This is a genomic window from Burkholderia sp. 572, assembly GCF_040545135.1.
Taxonomy (GTDB): domain Bacteria; phylum Pseudomonadota; class Gammaproteobacteria; order Burkholderiales; family Burkholderiaceae; genus Burkholderia; species Burkholderia cepacia.
On record NZ_JBEPLH010000009.1, the window covers coordinates 223,871 to 245,389 of the forward strand.

Below are 21,519 nucleotides of genomic sequence, written 5' to 3' on the forward strand. Positions count from 1 at the left end.
GTCGTCGCGCCACGTGACGGGCCGCCTTCCGCGCAGGCGAACCGGCTTGTCCACAGATTGTGTTGGCAAGCGTGTGGATAGCCTGCGCATACCGCGACCAAGCGCTTGATCCGAAAGGCTTTGTCCGCGCCGCCTCAAATGCGGCACGGTGGCCCGCGCCACGCCGTGCGCGGCCGCGCGCGGGCTTGTCCACAATTTTTGTTGGCAAGCATGTGGATATCCTGAGCATGCGTGACCTAAGTCGTTGATCGCACAACGTTTGATCGCGCGGGTCACGGCTGCGGCACGGCCCGCCTGCGCATCGCGTCACGCGCGCCGCACCGCCCGCGTCAACCGAAGGCCTGAACCACGATGCGCGCGACCGACGCGATCACGTCGTCCTTCGAGCGCGCATCGGCACGCGCCTGGGTGTAGTACACGGCCACCGCGATCGGCGCACGCGACGGCGACCATACGACACCCGCGTCGTTGGTCGTCCCGTAGTCGCCGGTGCCCGTCTTGTCACCGACCGTCCACCCGGCCGGCACGCCCGCGCGGAGCCGCTTGTCGCCCACCTTGTTGCCACGCATCCACGCAACGAGCTGCGCACGCTGCGCGGCCGGCAGCGCATCGCCGACCATCAGCACGCGCATGCTCGCGGCCATCGCGGCCGGTGTCGTCGTGTCGCGCAGGTCGCCCGGCAGCGCGGTATTCAGTTCGGTCTCCCATCGATCGAGCCTGAACGTGTCGTCGCCGATCGAGCGCGCGTAGGCCGTCACCGCCGACGGGCCGCCGAGCAGCTTCATCAGCAGGTTCGCGGCCGAGTTGTCGCTGTACTGGATCGCGGCCTCGCACAGCGCGGCGACCGTCATGCCCTCGCCGACATGCTTCTCCGACACCGGCGAATAGTTGACGAGATCGGCGCGGGTATACGTCACGCGCTGTTGCAGCAACGCCGGCCGCTCGACGCTCTGCGCAAGCACCGCCGCACTCAGCATCGCCTTGAACGTGCTGCAGAACGGGAAGCGTTCGTCCGCGCGATGCTCGATGACCCGGCCGCTCGCCGTGTCGATTGCGCACACGCCGAGGCGGCCGCCCACGCTGCTTTCGAGCTCGGCCAGCGTCTGCCCGGCGGCGGCAGGCGCCACGGCCGCCGCCGCGGCCGCGGCTGCGGCCGCGGCTGCGGCGCTTGCCTCGTCCGGCGTAGCGGCCTGCCGCGACGCGCACGCGGTGGCGGTGAGAACGAGCGGCGCCGTCGCGGCGGCCAGCAACAGGGTTCGACGTTTCGATGAGTAGGTCATGTCGGTTGTCTCGTGATGGAATGGAGGCGAATCGATAGTGAAAACGGCCGGCCGCCGAGACAGCACTATCGTGACTTTACGGTTGCCTGACAATCAACGATAATTGAGCGCTGAGAAAAGAAAATCTTATGACCAAGCTCCGCCCTCATCTTCCGCTCAATGCCCTGCGCGCGTTCGAATCGTCGGCGCGCCACCTGAACTTCACGCGCGCCGGCCTCGAACTGAGCGTGACCCAGGCCGCGGTCAGCCAGCAGGTGCGTTCGCTCGAGGAGCGGCTCGGCTGCACGCTGTTCACACGGCTGCCGCGCGGCCTCGGGCTCACCGACGAGGGGCGCGCGCTGCTGCCCGTGCTGAGCGACGCGTTCAGCCGCATCGAGACGGTGCTCAAGCAGTTCGACGGCGGGCGCTTCCACGAGGTGCTGTCGCTCGGCGTCGTCGGCACCTTTGCCATAGGCTGGCTAATGCCACGGTTGAAGCAGTTCGGCGATACGCACCCGTTCGTCGAGCTGCGGCTGCGGACCAACAACAACGTCGTCGATCTCGCCGCCGAGGGCCTCGACTTCGCGATCCGCTTCGGGGAAGGCAGCTGGCCGGCGACGCGCAACGAGCACCTGCTCGACGCGCCGCTCACCGCGCTGTGCGCGCCGGACATCGCGCGACGCCTCGCGCAACCGGCCGATCTCGCGAACGAAACGCTGCTGCGCTCGTACCGCACCGACGAATGGCTCGGCTGGTTCGACGCCGCGCAGCTCGCGCCATGGGCGGTCAACGGGCCCGTGTTCGATTCGTCGCGGCTGATGGTCGAGGCCGCGATGCAGGGCGCGGGCGTCGCGCTCGCGCCGGCATGCATGTTCGTACGCGAACTTCAGCTCGGCCTGCTCGCACGGCCGCTCGACGTCGACGTGCGCGCCGGCGGCTACTGGCTCACCTCGCTGAAGTCGAAGCCGCTCACGCCGGCAATGACGCTCTTTCGCGACTGGATCGTGGCCGAAGCAGCCGCCGCGGCGCAGGCCGAATGACACGGCCCCGCTTGTCCACAGAAAGTGTTGGCAAGGATGTGGATATCCTGGGTACCCGGGGCCTAAGCCGTTGATCGCGCACGAATTAGCGTGCGGACGCAGACATCGGGCAGCCCGTGTGCACGGGCTTCGCGAGCGGGCCCCTCGGAGGCCCGATCGTCAACTGTCGCGACGCAATCGATTGCGAGTTATCCACAGAATATGTTGGCAAGCCTGTGGATATCCCGCCGATGCGGCGCGTAACACGCTGATACAAAAGGGGATTCGATACAAGGACCTTGCGCGGTCAACCGTGTGGCACCGCACGCGCTTTCGCACGGCATGCGCCGCACTTCCGGCCCGGGGCCGGACGGTTCTCCACAGATTGTGTTGGCAAGCTTGTGGATATCCTGCGCATCGGCCACCTAACTCATTGAGCGCACGGGGTTTTGTGCTTCGTCTGCAGAATCGGGCAGCGCCGGCGCAGCCCTTTCGGCCAACGCCGGCGCCATCCGCGCATCAATGCCGGTCAAGCCCGCCGCGCAGTTCGCTCGCCTTGTCGCGCAGCGCCTCGTAACCCGAGCGCGCGTGCTCGGGCAGGTCGGGATCGCCGATCAGCGCGCCGAGCGTTTCGATCAGGCTGAACAGAATGCCTTTCGCCGCGCCGACCGCGATGCTCTGCGATTCGATCGACTTGTGCAGGTGGTCGACCGCCGCTTCCAGATTCTCGAGCTTGTGCTCGCCGTCGTCGGGCCGGTTGTCGGTCGTCATCGTCTACCTCCGCCATCGTTCAAGGGTCATGTCACGATTCTATGCCGCGTCGCGCGAACGTGGCGCGACATCGCGCAACGTTCGCGCGGCACCGCGCTACAGCACCGCGACCACCTTCACGCGGCCCGGCTGCTCCGCCGATGCGACGACCTGGCCGTCGACGCGGCGGAACGTGAGCGACACGGTTTCGTCACCGACGCGCAACGCGTCGATCCGCAGCCAGTCGACGCCTTCCGGCAGCATCGGGCGCTCGACGCGCACCTCGTGACGCGACGCGTCGATGCTGACGCCGAGGCAGGCCTGCAGCATCATGAACGGCGCGCCCGCCGCCCACGCTTGCGGCAGGCAGGCCACCGGATACGCGGTCGGCGGTTCGCCGCGCCGGCGCGGAAACCCGCAGAACAGCTCGGGCAGGCGCATCTCGAAACTCACCGCCGCCTCGAACAGCGCGCGCAGCAGGTTCACCGCGGCCGTCTTGTCGCCGTAGCGCGCGAGGCCGCGCGCGATCAGCGCATTGTCGTGCGGCCACACCGAGCCGTTGTGATACGCCATCGGGTTGAAGCGCGGCTGGCCGGCGGCCAGCGTGCGGATGCCCCAGCCGGTCTGGAACAGCGCCGAGCCGAGCACGCCGGCAACCGCCGCGCCGCGCTCGGCGTCGGGCAGCCCGAACGCGAGCAGGTGGCCCGCGTTCGATGCGAACACGCGGCACAGGTCGCCATGACCGTCGAGCGCGATGCCGTAGAAATCGCCTTCCGGCATCCAGAACAGCGCGTCGACCTGCTCGCGCAGCGCCTTCGCACGCAACGCATAACGCGTGGCGTCGGCCGCGTGGCCGCGCCGGTACGAGCACATCGACATCGCATCGAGCGCCGCGCATGCATACGCCTGCACTTCGACGAGCGCGATCGGCCCGTCCGGAAAGCGGCCGTCCGCATGGAACACCGAATCGTGGCTGTCCTTCCAGCCCTGGTTCGCGAGGCCGCGCTCCGACGTGCGCTGGTAATCGAGCAGTCCGTAAGGATTACGGTCGCACTTGTCGATCACCCATTGCGCGGCGCGCTCGAGCGCGGGCCACAGTTCGTCGATCAGCGCATCGTCGCCGGTGCGTTCGACATACGCGCCCGCGAGCACGATGAACAGCGGCGTCGTATCGACACCGCCGTAGTACAGCGCGAACGGCACCTCGCCCGTCGCGGCCATCTCGCTGCGGCGGAACTCGTGCATGATCTTGCCGGGCTCCGCATCGCGGAACGCGGAAGTCTCGCGCGCCTGGTGTTCGGCCAGGAACCGCAGCACGCCGCGCGCGAGCGACGGCTGCAGCCAGAGCATCTGCAACGACGTGATGACCGCGTCGCGGCCGAACGGCGTCGAGAACCACGGAATGCCCGCATACGGGTACGGCCCCGTGTCGAGCTGCGTCGTGAGCAGCCCGAGATCCGCGAGCGAACGGTCGAGCCACGCGTCGAACAGCGGATTGCCGGTGTTCACGCGCGCCATCGATTCGCGCCGCGCGCGCATTTCGCGGTGCACGCCGACGAGCGCGGTGCGCAGCGCGACGCGGCCGCATCCCGGCCCTTCTTCATGCGCCGGGCCGAGCGTCGCGTCGACGGTCAGGTAGATCGACACGCATGCCTGCGCGGCGATCGTCAGCGTGTAGTCGGCACGATCGACCGACAGCGCGTCGGGCGCCGGCGAGAAATGCACGGTCACGTTGCGCTCGACGCTGTCGAGGCCGTCGTAGCGCAGGCGCACCGCGCCCGCGTCGACGCGCGGCGCCACCACGGTGCCGCGCTTCGGGCGCTGCGTGCCGCGCACCTCGAACATGTCCTTGAAATCGGCCGCGAACGACAGCGACAGCGGCACCTCGGCCTCGCTCGAGCCGTAGTTCGTCAGCGTCAGCGCTTCGTAAAGCACGTCGCCCGCGAGCACGCGTATCCGCTCGATGTGGATCACGCCCTCGGGCGTTTCGTGGCCGCCGAGCGGCGGCAGCGGGCGGTTCGTCAGGTGGGCGGTGAACGACGCGTTGTCGGCGCTCGTCGCGCCTGACAGCAGCGACGGCGCGCGGCCGCCGAACGTCAAGCGCCACTTCGACAGCACGCGCATGTCGTCGACGAACAGGCCGTCGTCATGACCGCCGATGTCGCCGAGCGCGTCGCTGACCACGAACGCGTTGCCGGATTTCAGCACGTACTGGTTGTTGCGCGCCAGCGCCTGCGGATCGGCTTCGGGCGCGATGAATGCGGGGCCCGACGCGGGGGTCGGGGCAGTTGGCGCAACCTGCGGCGCCTGGGTCGTCGTGGCTTCGGCGTGATTCGGCATCGATGCTCCTGTGTCGAGCGCGACGCGCGTGGCGCGCCGCGTGGTTCGCACAGGATAGGACAGAACGGGGAACGTGCGCAGCGACGCAAAGAGCGCGACGCCATGCGACGTTGCCGTCGCCGCCTGGCGTCGCTTACAGGCACATCAAATGCGGATCAGAATTTCCACAGTATGTTGCCGAGGATGGCGTTGTCGCGCACGCCGCTGCCGTACTGGCCGCTGTACGTGAGGCCGAGCGTCAGGCGCTTCGTGATGTTCGCGTCGATGCCGGCCTCGAGCACGGCGCTGTCGCGGGCAATCGGCACGCCCGACACCTGGAACGACGTGCCGCCGTTCGCGAACGTGAACGCCGACGACGGCCGCACGTTGCCGAACGCATGCCGCCAGCCGACCGTCCCGCGCGCGGTGAACGTGCCGCTCCCGATCGAGCCGAGCTGCGACGCCGCGCGCAAGCCGAGCGTCGAGAAGCCGACGTGGGTCGTCTCGCCGCCGGCGCGCAGTGCGGCCGCGCCCCCCGTTTCCGTATAACCGTCGGTATGCAGGTTCACATACGCGAGGCCCGCGAACGGTTCGATCGCCACGGGCCCGACCGGCAGCGCGTAGCCGACTTCGCCGAACACCTGCGCCGAATTCGCGTCGTAGCCGGCCGAATCGTGATCGGAGAAGCCCGCGAAGCCCGGATTGCGGTCGCTGTTGATCCGGTACCACGTGTACGACGCGCCGCCGCGCACGCCGAGCGCACCGTACTGCGCGCCGCCGTACAGCGACAGGTAGTAGCTGTTCACCGACGCCGACGAACTCTGGGCGTTGTCGAGCGAGCTGTGCGTGACGCCCGCGGCCAGACCCGCACGCCACTTGTCGTTGAGCGCCATGTCGGCACCGGCGATGAAGCCCGTCATGCTGCGGTTGATCGTCGACGCGTTGCCGTCGCCGGTGAGCCGGCTGCGGCCGCCGAACGCCTGCCCCCAGACCACCGGTTGATAAGGCGTGCCGCCGTAGCAGCCCTCGCGCGAACCGATCCGGCGTTCCGGCGGCAGCGTCGCGTCGACCGCGCCGGCCGTGTTGTCGCCGCACAGCGCGGCGCCGCCCGACGACAGCGCGGCGAGCGGGCCCGATCCGGGCGCGAGGCCCTGGCGGACGCGATCGGTCACCGCGTCGCGCACGTAGCGGCTGTCGAGCAGCAGCATGCTCTTCAGGCTCGCCTGCAGTTCGCCGTCGAGCAGCCCGTATGCGCGGCGTGCGGTCGGCACGTCGGTCGTCAGGACTGCGTCGTACAGCGGGTTGCCGGCGCCGAGCCCGCCGAGCGCGGCCGCGACCGCGCGCTGGTTGGGCGTCGTCGCGACGTCGGGCAACGACGTGCCGTTCTGGACCAGTCGCAGGTACACGTGATTCGGGTCGTAGCTGAGCGTCGGCATCAGGAACGCATAGTTCGCATTCACCTGGCTGAACGCGCCCTGCACGCCCGATGCCGCGGTCACGATCGTGTAGGTCGTGCTCGGCTGGTAGCCGCTCTGGTTCGCGAGCACCTGCACGGTGCCGCCGTTCAGCGTCGCCGTGCCGCCTGCCGCAAGGCTGCCGCTTTGCTGCGGCGAAGCCGCGACCTGGAACGTCGAGCCCGGCTGGAACGTGACGTTGCCGCCCACGTTCAGCGCCGCGCCCGGCTGCGACGCGGCCGCCGTCGCGCCGCCCTGCACCACGAGGCCGCCGATCGTGCCGGTGCCCGTGACCGTCGCGCCGTTCTGCACGGTGACGGTCGACTGGCCGAGCGACCCGTTGACGGCGAGCGTGCCCGCGCTGACCGTGGTCGGCCCGCTCAGGGTACTGGTGCCCGTCAACGTCAGTTGCCCGCTGCCGGCCTGCGTCAGCGAGCCCGCACCGGACAGCACGCTCGCAATCGTGACGTTGCCGGATTGATTGACGATCAGCGCGCCGTTGTCGACGACATTGCCGGCGATGCTGCCCGACGTGCCGCCGTTGCCGAGTTGCAGCGTGCCGCCGGCCGCGATCGTGGTGCCGCCCGTGTACGTATTCGCGCCCGTCAGCGTCTGCACACCGGTGCCGGCGATCGTCACGCCGCCCGCACCGCCGATCGTCCCGCCGAACGTGCCGTTGCCGCTGCCGTTCAACGTCAGCGCATTGGCGCCGAGATTGATCGTCGCGCCGGTCGCACCGTTCAACGTGCCGATCGTCTGCGCGCCCGTCGCGGCGCTTACGTCGAACGTCGCCCCCGTGCCCGCGAGATTCACCGCGCCCGCCGACGCGAGGCTGCCGCCCGCACCCAGCGCCAGCGTGCTGCCGCCGTTGATCGTCGTGCCGCCCGTGTAGGTGTTCGCGCCCGTCAGCGTCTGCGTGCCGCTACCGGCAACCGTCACGCCGCCCGTGCCGCCGATCGTCCCGCCGAACGTGTTGTTGCCGCTGCCGTTCAGCGTCAGCGCATTCGTGCCGAGGTTCACGTTCGTGCCGCCCGTGCCGGTCAGCGCACCGATCGTCTGTGCGCCCGTCGCGGCGCTTACGTCGAACGTCGCACCCGTGCCCGCGAGATTCACCGCACTGCCCGAAGCCAGGCTGCCGCCCGCACCCAGCGCCAGCGTGCTGCCGCCGTTGATCGTCGTGCCGCCCGTGTAGGTATTCGCGCCGGTGAGCGTCTGCGTGCCGGCGCCCGCGAACGTCACGTTGCCCGTGCCGCCGATCGCACCGCCGAACGTGTTGTTGCCACTGCCGTTCAGCGTCAGGCCATTCGCACCGAGGTTCACGTTCGTGCCGGTACCGCCGGTCAGCACGCCGAGCGTCTGTGCGCCCGTCGCGCCGCCGAGGTTGAGCGTCGCGCCCGTGCCGGCGAGGTTTACCGCGCTGCCCGACGCGAGGCTGCCGCCCGCATCCAGCGCCAGCGTGCTGCCACCGTTGATCGTCGTGCCGCCGGTGTAGGTGTTCGCACCCGTCAGCGTTTGCGTGCCGGCACCCGCGAACGTCACGCTGCCCGTGCCGCCGATCGCCCCGCCGAATGTCCCGCCGCTTCCGTTCAACGTCAGTGCGTTGCCGCCGAGGTTCACGTTCGTGCCGGTACCGCCGCTCAGCGCACCAAACGTCTGTGCCCCCGATGCGCCGCTCACGTCGAACGTCGCACCCGTGCCGGCGAGATTCACCGCGCTGCCCGAAGCCAGGCTGCCGCCCGCGCCGAGCGCCAGCGTGCTGCCGCCGTTGATCGTCGTGCCGCCTGTGTAGGTGTTCACGCCGGTCAGCGTCTGCGTGCCGGCGCCCGCGAACGTCACGTTGCCCGTGCCGCCGATCGTCCCGCCGAACGTGTTGTTGCCGCTGCCGTTCAGCGTCAGGCCATTCGCACCGAGGTTCACGTTCGTGCCGGTACCGCCGCTCAGCACGCCGAGCGTCTGCGCGCCCGATGCGCCACCGAGGTTGAGCGTCGCGCCCGTGCCGGCGAGGTTCACCGCGCTGCCCGAGGCCAGGCTGCCGTTCGCACCCAGCGCGAGTGTGCTGCCGCCGTTGATCGTCGTGCCGCCCGTGTACGTATTCGCGCCGGTCAGCGTTTGCGTGCCGGTACCCGCGTACGTCACGCCGCCCGTGCCGCCGATCACGCCGCCGAAGGTGCCACTGGCCGTCCCGCTCAGCGTCAGCCCGTTCGCGCCAAGATCCACGTTCGTATTCGCCGCGCCGTTCAACGCGCCGATCGTTTGAGAGCCCGATGCGCCGCTCAGGTTGAACGTCGCGCCTGCGCCGGCAAGGTTCACGGCACCGCCCGACGCCAGGCTGCCGTTCGCGCCGAGCGCGAGTGTGCTGCCGCCGTTGATCGTCGTGCCGCCCGTGTACGTATTCGCACCGGTCAGCGTCTGCGTGCCGGTGCCCGCGTACGTCACGCTGCCCGTGCCGCCGATCACGCCGCCGAACGTGCCGCTGGCCGTCCCGCTCAGCGTCAGCCCGTTCGCGCCAAGATCCACGTTCGTATTCGCCGCGCCGTTCAACGCGCCGATCGTTTGCGAGCCCGATGCGCCGCTCAGGTTGAACGTCGCGCCTGCGCCGGCAAGGTTCACGGCACCGCCCGACGCCAGGCTGCCGTTCGCGCCGAGCGCCAGCGTGCTGCCGCCGTTGATCGTCGTGCCGCCCGTGTAGGTGTTCGCGCCGGTCAGCGTTTGCGTGCCGGTACCCGCGTACGTCACGCCGCCCGTGCCGCCGATCACGCCGCCGAAGGTGCCGCTGGCCGTGCCGCTCAGCGTCAGCCCGTTCGCGCCAAGATCCACGTTCGTATTCGCCGCGCCGTTCAACGCGCCGATCGTTTGCGCACCCGACGCGCCGCTCAGGTTGAACGTCGCGCCTGCGCCGGCAAGGTTCACGGCACCGCCCGAGGCCAGGCTGCCGTTCGCACCCAGCGCGAGTGTGCTGCCGGCGTCGATCGTCGTGCCACCGGTGTAGGTGTTCGCGCCGGTCAGCGTTTGCGTGCCGGTACCAGCGTACGTCACGCTGCCCGTGCCGCCGATCACGCCGCCGAACGTGCCGCTGGCCGTCCCGCTCAGCGTCAGCCCGTTCGCGCCAAGATCGACGTTCGTATTCGCCGCGCCGTTCAATGCACCGATCGTTTGCGAGCCCGATGCGCCGCTCAGGTTGAACGTCGCGCCTGCGCCGGCCAGGTTCACGGCACCGCTCGACGCCAGGCTGCCGTTCGCGCCGAGCGCCAGCGTGCTGCCGCCGTTGATCGTCGTACCGCCCGTGTAGGTATTCGCACCCGTCAGCGTTTGCGTGCCGGCACCCGCGAACGTCACGCTGCCCGTGCCGCCGATCGTCCCGCCGAACGCGTGGTTGCCGTTGCCGCTCAGCGTCAGCCCGTTCGCGCCGAGGTTCACGTTCGTGCTGGCCACACCGGTCAGCGCGCCGATTGTCTGCGCACCCGACGCGCCGCCGAGGTTGAACGTCGCGCCCGCACCGGCGAGGTCCACCGTACCGGTCGACGCGAGGCTGCCGTTCGCGCCGAGCGCCAGCGTGCTGCCGGCGTCGATCGTCGTACCGCCCGTGTAGGTGTTCGTGCCGGACAGCGTTTGCGTGCCCGTGCCGGCCACGGTCAGGCCGCCGGTGCCGCCGATCGTGCCGCCGAAATTGCCGCTGGCGGTCCCGCTCAGCGTCAGGCCGTTCGCGCCGAGGTTCACGGCCGAGCCGGCCACGCCGCTCAGTGCGCCGATCGTCTGCGCGCCCGTCGCGCCGCTCACGTCGAACGTCGCCCCCACGCCGGCCACGTTCACCGCGCCCGTCGCCGCGAGGCTGCCGCCCGCACCGAGCGCCAGCGTGCCGGCGTTGATCGTCGTGCCGCCCGTGTAGGTGTTCGCGGCCGTCAGCGTCGTCGTCGCCGCACCGTCCTTCACGAGACCGCCCGCGCCGGCGATGCCGCCGTTCAGCGTGAGCGCGTTGCTGCCGCCGAGCGTCAGCGTCGAACCATTGCCAAGATTGACCGCGTTGTTGACCGACAGGCTCGTGGTCGTGTCGAGCGTCGCCGCGCCGCCCACGTTCAGCGCGCCGGAACCGAGCGCCCCGCCGTTGCCGAGCACGAGGCCGCCGCTGTTCAGGTTCGTGCCGCCCGTATAGGCGTTCGCGCCCGTCAGCGTCTGCGTGCCGGTGCCGGCCAGCGTCAGGCTGCCCGCGCCGCCGATCACGCCGCTGAAGGTGCCGCTGGCCGTCCCGCCCAGCGTCAGCCCGTTGCCGCCCATGTTGACGTTCGTCCCGGCCACGCCCGACAGCGCGCCGATCGTCTGCGCGCTCGTCGCGCCGCTCAGGTCGAGCGCCGCGCCCGCGTTGGCCAGGTTCACCGCGCCGGTCGCCGCCAGGCTGCCGCCCGCGCCCACCGCGAGCGTGCCGGCATTGATCGTCGTGCCGCCGGTGTAGGTGTTCGTCCCCGTCAGCGTCGTGGTCGCCGCGCCGTTCTTCACGAGACCGCCCGCGCCGGCGATGCCGCCGTTCAGCGTGAGCGCGTTGCTGCCGCCGAGCGTCAGCGTCGAACCGTTGCCAAGATCGACCGCGTTGTTGACCGACAGGCTCGTGTTCGTGTCGAGCGTCGCCGCGCCTGCGACGCTCAGCGTGCCCGTGCCGAGCGCCGCATTGTTGCCGAGCACGACACTGCTGCCGCCGTTCAGGTTCGTGCCGCCCGAGTAGGTGCTCGCGCCGTTCAGCGTCTGCGTGCCGGTGCCGGCCAGCGTCAGGCTGCCCGTGCCGCCGATCGCGCCGCCGAAGGTGCCGCTGGCCGTCCCGCCCAGCGTCAGCCCGTTGCCGCCCATGTTGACGTTCGTCCCGGCCACGCCCGACAGCGCGCCGATCGACTGGGCGCCGGTCGCGCCGCTCAGGTCGAGCGCCGCGCCCGCGCCGGCCAGGTTCACCGCGCCGGTCGACGCCAGGCTGCCGCCGCCGCTGATCGCCAGCGTGCCCGCGTTGATCGTCGTGCCGCCCGTGTAGGTGTTCGCGGCCGTCAACGTCGTGGTCGCCGCGCCGTCCTTCACGAGGGCGCCCGCGCCGGAAATGCCGCCGCTCAGCGTGAGCGCATGGCTGCCGCCCAGTGTCAGCGTCGAACTGTTGGCGAGGTTGACGGCGTTGTTGACCGACAGGTTCGCGCTCGTATCGAGCGTCGCCGCGCCGCCGACGGTCAACGCGCCCGTGCCGAGTGCCGAGTTGTTGCCGAGCACCAGGCCGCCCGCATTCAGCGTCGTGCCGCCGGCGTAGTTGTTCGCGCCGGACAGCGTCACGGTCGCCGCGCCGTTCTTCACGAGACCGCCGCCGCCCGAGACCGTGCCGCTCAGGCCGACATCGGCGCTGCCGACGAGCGTGAGCGTCGTGCCGGTGGCGACGTTGACATTGTTCGCGAGCGATACGTTGGCGATCGCATCGAGCGACGACGAGCCGTTGACGTTCACCGCGCCGATGCCGAGCGCCGTATTGCTGCCGACCGCGAGGTTGCCGCCGTTCAGGTTCGTGCCGCCCGTGTACACGTTCGTGCCCGTCAGCGTCTGCGTGCCGCTGCCGGAGAGCGTGATGCCGCCCGCGCCGCCGATCGAGCCGGCGTACGTCGCATTGACGGTGCCGTTCAGCGTCAGCGAATTGCCGCCGAGGTTGACGCTGGTACCGGCCGAGCCCGCCAGCGCGCCGATCGCCTGCGTGCCCGATGCGCTGCTCACGTCGAACGTCGCGCCGGCGCCGGTCAGGTTCACCGTGCCGGTCGAGGCCAGGCTGCCGCCCGCGCCCACCGCGAGCGTGCCGCTGTTGATCGTCGTGTCGCCGGTGTAGGTGTTCGCGCCCGTCAGCGTCAGCGTCGCCGCGCCGTTCTTCACGATGCCGCCGTTGCCGTTGATGGTGCCGGCCAGCCCGAGATTGTTGCTGCCGCCGACCGTCAGCGTGGTGCCGTTGGCGAGATTGACGTTGTTGGCGAGCGTCGTGTTCGTACTCGAGTCGAGCGAGGCCGGGCCGTTGACGTTCAGCGCACCGCTGCCGAGCGCCCCGTTGTTGCCGACGACGATGCCGCCGCCGTTCAGGTTCGTGCCGCCCGTGTAGCTGTTCGCACCGGTCAACGTCAGCGTGGCGCCGTCGTTCTTCGTCAGCGCGCCGCCGCCCGTCACCGCGCCCGACAGCGTGAGCCCGGTCGCGCCCTGCACCGTCAGCCCGCCCGCGCCGAGCGTCACGGTGTTGCCGACGTTGAGCCCGGCGGTACCCGCCTGCAGCGCGCCGCCGTTGGCCGTGACGTTACCGGTGCCGAGCGACGCGTTGTTGCCGATGATCGCGACGCCGCCCGACAGCGTCGTGTCCTGCGCGGTCGACGCGCCGTTGATCGTCCAGTTGCCGGCCTGGACGTCGACGTGATTGAAGTTGACGTAGTTGTTGACCGCGATCGTGCCGTTCGCGCTGGTGCCCTGCTTCAGGTTGAGCGTGTTGTCGCCGCCCGCGCCGCCGTCGACCGTGCCCGTCGCCGCCACGTTGATCGTGTTCGGGCCGATCGTGATGTTGAACCCGCCGCCGGTGCCGCCCGCCGTATTGACCGACGAACCCGTCACGGCATTGAACGTGTTGGTGCTGTTCGCGCCCATCGACACGCCGCCGTTGATCGTGCCCGAGTTGGTAAACGTATTGCCCTGGCCGGGCGTGCCGTTCGAGCCGAGCGACACGCGACCGTTGATCGTCCCGCTATTCGTCATGTTGACCGTGGCGCCGCCGTACGCGGCCACCACGGGCGCGTCCGCGCCGACGAGGGTTGCGCCGACCAGCGGGTTCGAGCCGATCGTGCCGGTGTTGTTGATCGTCGACGTACCGCCCGTGCCGTTCTGGACCGACAGCGCCATGCCTGTCACGCCGCTGATCGCCACGCCGGTCGTGCCGTTCATCGTGCCGTTGTTGGTGACGCTGGTGCCGAGGCTCGCCGATGCATTGCCGATCACCGCACCGCTCGACAGCACGCCGAGCCCGGAACCAAGCGCGGACGGGTCGATCGTGCCGTTGTTGGTCAGTATGGTGTTGTTGCCGGTCAGCGACATCGCGGTGCCGCCGACGCCGAGCAGCACGCCGACGCTCGCACCGGGATTGACGGTGGCGTGGATGTTGTTCGCGCTGTTCGCATAGCTCGGCGCAAGCGGATTGGCGACCCCGGAGCAGGTTACCGTCGTGCCTGCCGTGCTGCAGGTCGCCTGGGCGGGCACGATACCGGCGCCGGACAACGCCAGGAAAACGCCCGTCGGCAACAGCAATCTCGGAAACGGTTCGCCGGCTTTTTTCGAACGCGCAAGATTCATGCTTTCCCTCGTTATTGGAATTGGTATTACCGTGAAATCGAACGGCCGCCAGCATAAAATCGCGGACAAAAGCGTCCGCCCCGGCTGTCGCGATGCGACGTCGGTTAATTCATGGACGAATCTTTAATTGGCCCGGGAAGGCAGGCGTGAAACTAGCCGAATGACATGTCGATGGCCCCTGTTTTTCTGCAGCGATTTTCTGGTTGATTTGATCACCGCCCTGCTTTTGTCAGACAAGGCTATATCAAAAAAACAGGCTTTTCCAGTCGATCTTTTCCCCATTTGATCGAGGTCCGGCGGGCGCGCATTTTTTACTTATCGGAGCGCGCCTGGCAGGTAAATCCGTATTCCTTTTGTCAATTTCCTGGATATTTATTTACAGCAGCGAAAATGACGCATCCGTGAAAACACCGATATCCACGCGATTATCGCGGCCAGATTTTTTTGCAATGCAATATCTACATGCCCGGAAAGGATCGATGCACGATAATCCACCCGCCGTCATTCATCAGACGAAACGTCCGGCACTTCCAGGGTTACGTCGATGTTCGTCACGCGTCGACCGGAAAACCCGCACCGCGTGACGAAAACAGCCGTATCAGATAAAGCATCGGCCGGAACGAGACGGGTCGCGCATCGGGGTTCACCCACAACCGCACCGCATACACCGCGTAGGCCGGCACTTCGCGCCAGCTCGAATAGATGTCGCGCAACTGGAAACGGGCCGGATACGCGGCGGAGATGTTCGCCCGCGCGATGCCGACGCGCTCGAACGCGAGGCGCGCCCGCGCGAGGTGATAGAACTGGCTGACGATCAGCACGCGCGACACACGGTGCGCCTGCAGGTAAGCGAGCGTGTGCTGCGCCGTCGCGAGCGTGTTGTCGCCCTGGTCGTCCACCGCGATCCGGTCGGCCGGCACGCCGCGCGCCACCAGATAGTCGCGCATCGCGGTCGCCTCGTTCAGCCCGGGGCCGTCGATCGCGCCGCTGACCAGGAACGCCGGGCACTGCCCCGTGCGGTAGCAGCGCACGCCGACATCGAGCCTGGCGGCGAGTACGGGCTTCGGCGCGCCGGTCGCGTCGAGCGCATTGCCGAAGATCACGGCAACATCGGCCGGCTCGCTCGGCATCCGCAGCCCGTGCGCGACGAGCGCAACGGCTGCGACGATCCACAGGCAGGCAACGATGGCCAGCAGGCGGCCCGTTCGGGCGAAGAAGCCCCGTTTGGTGCGGTTTTTCAAGGTTTTCGGTCTCTCAGGTCGTCGGGCTCGTCGGGCATTTCGGCTTGCCCGGCCCCGCGCGGGCGCGTAACGCTAGCACGGTGCGCGTTCGGGTGTCCACGCGGCGGACCGATGCAGGACGATGGCCGGCCTTCCGGCAAGTCGACCGGAGCAGCGTGCCCGGCGAGGCGGGCAGGCAATTGGAAAGAGAAAACCTGCGGAGATTTACGGAGATAGAAAGAATGTGAATGACCGTGCCGCGATGCACGGCCCGGCCCGAATCAGTCGACCGGGCACATCGCGAGCCGCCCCATCGCCTCGCCGGCGCCGCGCACCGCGCAGGTGGCCGGCTCGTCGGCGATCCGGGCGACGAGGCCTGTCTCGTCGTACAGCAGGCGCTCGAGATCCGCGAGCAGTGCGCCGCCGCCCGTCAGCACCACGCCGCGATTTGCGATATCGGTCACGAGCTCGGCCGGCGCGTTCTCCAGCACCGACTTCACCGCGCCGATCACCTGCTTGAGCGGCGCGACCAGCGCGTCCGCCACGTCATGGTTGGACAGCTCGATCGAGCGCGGCAGGCCGTCGCCGACGCTGCGCCCGACCGCGCGCGTCGACCTGCGCGGCACCGCGCTGGTGGCCGAGCCGATCGACTGCTTCACGTGCTCGGCCGTCTGCTCGCCGAGCAGCACGCCATACAGGTTGCGGACATGATTGACGATCGCCGCGTCGAACTGGTTGCCGCCGACGCGGATCGCCTCGCGGTAGACGATGCCGCCGAGCGCGATCACCGCGACTTCCGTCGTCCCGCCGCCGATGTCGACGACCATCGAGCCGACCGGCTCGGTCACCGGCAGGCCCGCGCCGAGCCCGGCCGCCAGCGATTCCTCGATCAGTTCGACCTCCGATACACCTGCCGCGAACGCGGCCTCGCGGAGCGCGCGGCGCTCGACGGCCGTCGCATCGGACGGCACGCACAGCGTGACCTCGACGCGGCGGCCGAAACGCGACCGCGTGCGCGACATGTCGATGAAGCTGCGGATCATCTGCTCGGCCGCATGCGCGTCGGCGATCACGCCGTGCCGCATCGGCCGCACGGCTTCGAGATGCCCCGGTTCGCGGCCGAGCAGCGCCTTCGCGAGCTCGCCGACGGCCTCGAGCGTCGGCCGCGCGTCGGTCGCACCGGCCTTGCGGAAGCAGACGACCGACGGCTGGTTCAGCACCACGCCGCGTTCGTGCGTATAAATCCGCGTACTTGCCGTTCCAGGGTCGATCGCAACGGGTTGCGCAAACAACTTTCCGAACAGCGGTGTCGACATATCAAACCTTTGTAATCGAACGGACGCGGGGCAGCCGCGCCGCATTTCCGTGGCGCGGCCATGCCGCTCCATCACGGACTTAGCGGCAAATCGTTCCGATACTTTAGGCAATTCCGATGATTTTTTCGCGACGCAATTGTCAAATGTGCCGTTCCGGACACATCCGGCTACGCCGCAGCCTCTCGCATTGCGTCTGTAAAACACGGTAATCTCTCGGTCTTGCCTGCTCCCGGCAGGCCTCAGACGCCCGATCACGCCAGGTATTTCCACCATGACAGCGACCGTTTCCTTCCGCTGGGCGCGGGTGCGCCCGCTTTGCACGACGCTCGTCGCCTTCTGGTGCTGCACGGTCGCCGCGCAACCGCTGCCGGCCCCCGAATCCGCCGCCGCCCCGGCCACCGCCGCCAGCGCGCCGGCTGCCACGCCCGCCGCATCCGGGCACACCTGCGACGCCGACGGCGGCCCGGCCGGCCGCCCGTCGATCGGCCTCGTGCTGTCCGGCGGCGGCGCGCGCGGCTACGCACACCTCGGGGTCCTGAAGGTGCTGGAGGACAACCGCATCCCGATCGACTGCATCGCGGGCACCAGCATGGGTGCCGTGGTCGGCGGGCTGTATGCGAGCGGCATGGCCGCCGGCGAGATGCAGAAGCGGCTGTCGGAGGTCAACCTCGCTGACATCGCGTTCGACGTGACGGATCGCGCGGACCTGCCGCAAACCAGCCGGGAGGACGAACGCCTGTACATCAACGGGCTGACGCTCGGCTTCGGCAAGAAAGGCGTGAAGGCGCCGGTCGGCCTCGTGCAGGGCAACCGGCTGCAGGCGCTGCTCGCGAACTGGACGGCCGCCGTGCCGACCAACCAACCGTTCGACCGCCTGCCGATCCCGTACCGCGCGGTCGCGACCGACCTGCAGACGGGCCAGATGGTCGTGCTCGACCACGGCTCGCTGCCGCTCGCGATCCGCGCGAGCATGGCCATGCCGGGCCTGTTCGCGCCGGCCGAGATCAACGGGCGCGCGCTGGTGGACGGCGGGCTCGTCAGCAACCTGCCCGTCGACACCGCGCGGCAGATGGGCGCGAACGTCGTGATCGCGGTCGACATCGGCTCGCAACTGCGCCCGCTCGACGCGCTCGCGTCGCCCGCCGATGTGATGCAGCAGATGGTCGGCATCCTGATCCGCCAGAACGTGACCGCCCAGCGCAAGCAGCTCGACGCGCAGGACGTGCTGCTCACGCCGGATCTCGGCTCGCTCGCGTTCACCGATTTCCAGAACGCGAAGCAGGCGATCGCCGCCGGCGCGGCCGCCGCGACCGCGGCGCTGCCGAAGCTGCAGCGCTTCGCGCTCACGCCGGAACAATATGCGGCATACCGCTCCGCGCACGCGCAACCGCTGCCGCCGCCGATCCGGATCACGCGCATCGAGATCAAGACCTCCGGCGGCGTGCCGAAGCGGGTCGTCAGCAACGCGCTGCACGTGAAGCCCGGCGACACGTACGATCCGAACACCGTCAGCCAGGATCTGCTCGGCCTCACGACGGGCGGCAACTTCGAGAGCGTCACGCAGCAGATCGTGAGCCACGGTGACGAGAACGTGCTCGAGATCGACGCCCGCGAGAAATACTGGGGGCCGAATTTCCTGCTGTTCGGGCTCGGCATGTCGAGCAGCTCGACCGACGAGGGCGGCTTCCGCCTGCACGTCGGCTACCGGCGCCCGTGGCTCACCGAATCGGGACTCGAATTCCGCGCGGACACGACGATCGGCAGCGACCTGCAATCGGCGCGCGTCGAACTCCGCCAGCCGCTGTCGATGGCCTACGGCGTCTATCTGTCGCCCTACGCGGAATACCAGCGCCGCTACGCGAACCTGTACGACGACTCCGGCGACGTGAAGATCACGCAGTACCTGATGCAGACCGCGCGCGCCGGGCTCGATTTCGGCCTGCCGATCGCGCGGCTCGGCGATTTCCGGATCGGCGTCGGGTACGTGACCGGGCACGGCTCGCCGACCTACAACCTGCCGTTCGACGACGGCAGCGGTCGGACGCTGCTGTGGCCGAGCTTCACGTCGCAGGCGCTGATCGCGCGCGCGCGGCTCGTCATCGACCAGCTCGACGATCCGCTGTTCCCGCGCAAGGGCTATTTCACCGAGTTCCGCGTCGAGCGCTCGCTGGTGTCGCGCAACGGGGGCTCGGCGAGCGAATTCGACGACGGCATCAACAACGCGCCCTACACCGAGATCTACGGCAAGGCGATGGTGGCGCAGCAGTTCGGCAGCCACAGCGTCAGCGCGACGATCGAAGGCGGCAAGAGCATCGGCGGCACCAACCTGATCAACGCGTTCAACTTCACGCTCGGCGGCTTCCAGCATCTGTCCGCGTATGCGGCCGACCAGCTGAACGGCAACGAGCTCGCGTATGCGCAGGTGACCTACATGAACCAACTGATGACGTTCAACGCATCGCCGATCAAGGCGCTGTCGGTGGGCGCCAGCGCGGAAGTCGGCAACGTCTGGTCGAGCGGGCAGCAGATCGGCGGCGGCGCGCTCAAGCAGAGCTATACGTTCTTCACGAGCCTGTCGACCGCGTTCGGGCCGGTCTATCTCGGCGTGGCGCTCGCGCCCGGCGGCCGGCGCAACTTCTACCTGCAGCTCGGCCGCACGTACTGAGCGTGCGCGGGTGCCGCTTCGGCGGCATCCGCCACGCCTTCGCGCGACACGCCCGGATCAGAACGCCGCGGCCATCGCGACCGCCCGGGCCTGCGCCCGTTCGATGCTGTCGCTCGCCCGCGCCCCCCACGTGTGTTCGACGGTCAGGCTCCGGACCTCGCTCACGCCGATGAACCTCAACCAGAATTCGATGTAGTCGGCCTGATGCCGGAACCCGGGATTGTCGGCACCCGCGCCCGTCTCCCGGCTCTGTCCGCGAACATGGATGACCAGTGCGCGCGGAATGTCCAGCAGCGGGGCGTAGGCCTTGCCGTCGAACGTGAACAGCATGTTCCGCTGGCTGACGAGATCGATCAGCTGCTTGAGCTTGTACGGATAGCCGAAATTCCACATCGGCACGCCCACGACGATCCGGTCCGCTTCCTGAAAGCGCTTCACCAGCGCCTGGATGCGCCGCCAGACCGACTGTTCCGCGTCGTCCATCGGCGCGTTGGCGACGCCTTTGTACTTCGCGCCGATCGCGTCGCTGTCGAAGTCCGGCAAGTCTTCTTCCCAGACATTCAGCGTATCGACGTCGATCGACGCGCCCGTTTCCCGGAACGCATCGACAAAGGCATTGGCGACCGCGATCGACGCCGACCTCGCGCCGCGGGGAGATGACACGATATTCAAAAGCCGCATGACGTATGACCCTGACAGGAATGCATGAACAACGGAGCGGCCATCGTGGCTGCCCCGGCTTCACGGCTGCGTCGCGGGCCGCCCGCCTCCACTGACACGGATCGGCCCGCCCACACAGTTGCAATTGCAATCGTAATGCAAAGCGCGCACGCGCGGCAAACGAATCGTCATGGGGTGGCGGTGCGGGCGGACATCGGTACGCGGTACGGGTAAGGGACGGCGGGACGAGCCGGCGACGCGCTCGAATCCGGCGCGCGCGGCTGTCGTGGGGTCGTGGGGTCGTGCGGGGTTGCTGTCGAGTCCCGGAGGCCCGGGACTCGTGTTGCGGATCGTCAGACCGGCCAGCTGATCTCGAAGCGTGCGCCGCCGAGTTCCACCGGGTCGACGACCGCGATCCGGCCGTTGTGCGCGTGGAGCACCTGACGCGTGATCGACAGGCCGAGGCCATAACCGCCGGTGCGGCGGTCGAGGCGCACGAACGCGTCGAAGATCCGCTCGCGCTCGCTCTCCGGCACGCCGGGGCCGTCGTCCTCGACGAAGATCCCGATGTTGCCGTGCACGAGCGAGATCCCGACGACGATCCGCGATTTCGCGTACTTGCTCGCGTTGCGCAGCAGGTTGCGCATCGCGTACGACATCAGCCGCCGGTCCATCTTCACCCGCAGGTCCGACGCAATCGCGATGCGCGACTCGATCGCGCGTTCCGGATACAGCAGCTGCGCGTCGCTGACCTGGTGTTCGAACCACGCGACGGGAGCCGTCATCTCGAGGTTCGACTGCAGCGAACTGTATTCGAGCCGCGCGAACGTCAGGCTCATGTCGATCAGTTCCTCGAGCTCGGTCACGTCCTGCGCGATGCTCTCGAGCGCGCTCTGGTATTCGGCCGCGGAACCCGGCTCGCGCAGCATTTCGAGCGCGAAACGCACGCGTGCGAGCGGCGTGCGCAGCTCGTGCGAGATGCCGTTCGTGAGGTCGCGCTGCGCGGCGATCAGGCGTTCCATCCGCATCGCGAGCGCATTCAGCGTCCGTGCGAGCGGGCCGATGATCACGCTGTGCGATTCGCGCGCGCGCGTGTTGAAGCGCCCGCCCGTGAAGTCGATCGCGCGCTCGCGCACCATCACGAGATCCGACCACACCGGCCGCATCCACCGATACGCCGCGAGCGCGGGTGCGGCGAACACGAACGCGAGCACGATCCAGATGTCGCCGGGCAGCGAATCGAACGCATGCCACACGACCTGCGGCGACAATTCGACACACAGCGCGAGCGCCGGCACGAGCGCGGTCAGCAGCACGAGGCCGAGCAGATGCAGGTAGGTGCGCACGTAAAGGCGCGACCAGCTTGGAATGCGGTCGGCGCGCGTATCGGTCCACGCGCGGCGGAAATGCAGCCAGCGCCACTTGACGTAGCGCAGCGTCGGCAGCGGCGGTGCATCGGGGTGCGAACGGGTTCGTCGGATCATCTCGGCTCCCGGCCGGCAGGGGGAATGCCCGCGCGGAACGTGAC

General features: G+C 69.0%; 10 protein-coding genes. 2 read left to right on the top strand and 8 right to left on the bottom strand.

The genetic code is table 11. The features are described 5' to 3' along the window. Positions 1–329 precede the first annotated feature (329 nt). Positions 330–1,280: a PEN family class A beta-lactamase, Bcc-type gene (blaPEN-bcc, locus tag ABIC51_RS19085; protein ID WP_175897643.1), complete on the bottom strand. Its 951-nt coding sequence runs from the start codon at positions 1,278–1,280 to the stop codon at positions 330–332. Between the two features lie 128 nt (positions 1,281–1,408). Here blaPEN-bcc and penR point away from each other — a divergent pair, with 128 nt between their 5' ends. Next, positions 1,409–2,299 (top strand): beta-lactamase transcriptional regulator PenR, encoded by an 891-nt coding sequence (gene penR / locus ABIC51_RS19090; RefSeq protein WP_060066690.1) that lies wholly within the window; start codon positions 1,409–1,411, stop codon positions 2,297–2,299. A gap of 498 nt (positions 2,300–2,797) precedes the next feature. On the opposite strand, the gene ABIC51_RS19095 is transcribed toward penR, so the two are convergent. The 5 genes from ABIC51_RS19095 to ABIC51_RS19115 form a co-directional block, all read right to left on the bottom strand. Then, complete coding sequence (locus tag ABIC51_RS19095; RefSeq protein WP_006482135.1) at positions 2,798–3,049, bottom strand: hypothetical protein; 252 nt, start codon at positions 3,047–3,049, stop codon at positions 2,798–2,800. 96 nt (positions 3,050–3,145) lie between these two features. Then, positions 3,146–5,368 carry an amylo-alpha-1,6-glucosidase gene (locus tag ABIC51_RS19100; protein WP_027789590.1) on the bottom strand — a complete coding sequence of 741 codons (2,223 nt, stop codon included), beginning with the start codon at positions 5,366–5,368 and terminating at the stop codon, positions 3,146–3,148. 155 nt (positions 5,369–5,523) lie between these two features. Continuing rightward, on the bottom strand, positions 5,524–14,130 hold the full coding sequence (locus ABIC51_RS19105) for an autotransporter-associated beta strand repeat-containing protein (RefSeq protein ID WP_175897644.1): 8,607 nt from the start codon (positions 14,128–14,130) through the stop codon (positions 5,524–5,526). A 551-nt stretch (positions 14,131–14,681) separates the two neighbouring features. Continuing rightward, positions 14,682–15,371, bottom strand: a complete 690-nt coding sequence (locus ABIC51_RS19110) for a YdcF family protein (protein WP_059492091.1) — start codon at positions 15,369–15,371, stop codon at positions 14,682–14,684. A 260-nt stretch (positions 15,372–15,631) separates the two neighbouring features. Next, the gene (locus ABIC51_RS19115) at positions 15,632–16,666 is read right to left on the bottom strand and encodes a rod shape-determining protein (RefSeq protein ID WP_027789592.1); all 1,035 of its coding nucleotides are present in this window, start codon (positions 16,664–16,666) and stop codon (positions 15,632–15,634) included. A gap of 271 nt (positions 16,667–16,937) precedes the next feature. Between ABIC51_RS19115 and ABIC51_RS19120 the strand changes: the two genes are divergently transcribed. Continuing rightward, positions 16,938–19,331 carry a patatin-like phospholipase family protein gene (locus ABIC51_RS19120; protein WP_175897645.1) on the top strand — a complete coding sequence of 798 codons (2,394 nt, stop codon included), beginning with the start codon at positions 16,938–16,940 and terminating at the stop codon, positions 19,329–19,331. A 57-nt stretch (positions 19,332–19,388) separates the two neighbouring features. Here the strand turns inward: ABIC51_RS19120 and ABIC51_RS19125 are convergent, their stop codons facing one another. Together ABIC51_RS19125 and ABIC51_RS19130 are read right to left on the bottom strand one after the other, a co-directional pair. Next, complete coding sequence (locus ABIC51_RS19125; protein WP_027789594.1) at positions 19,389–20,012, bottom strand: FMN-dependent NADH-azoreductase; 624 nt, start codon at positions 20,010–20,012, stop codon at positions 19,389–19,391. 332 nt (positions 20,013–20,344) lie between these two features. Next, positions 20,345–21,475 (bottom strand): ATP-binding protein, encoded by a 1,131-nt coding sequence (locus tag ABIC51_RS19130; RefSeq protein WP_175897646.1) that lies wholly within the window; start codon positions 21,473–21,475, stop codon positions 20,345–20,347. Between the last annotated feature and the right edge of the window lie 44 nt (positions 21,476–21,519).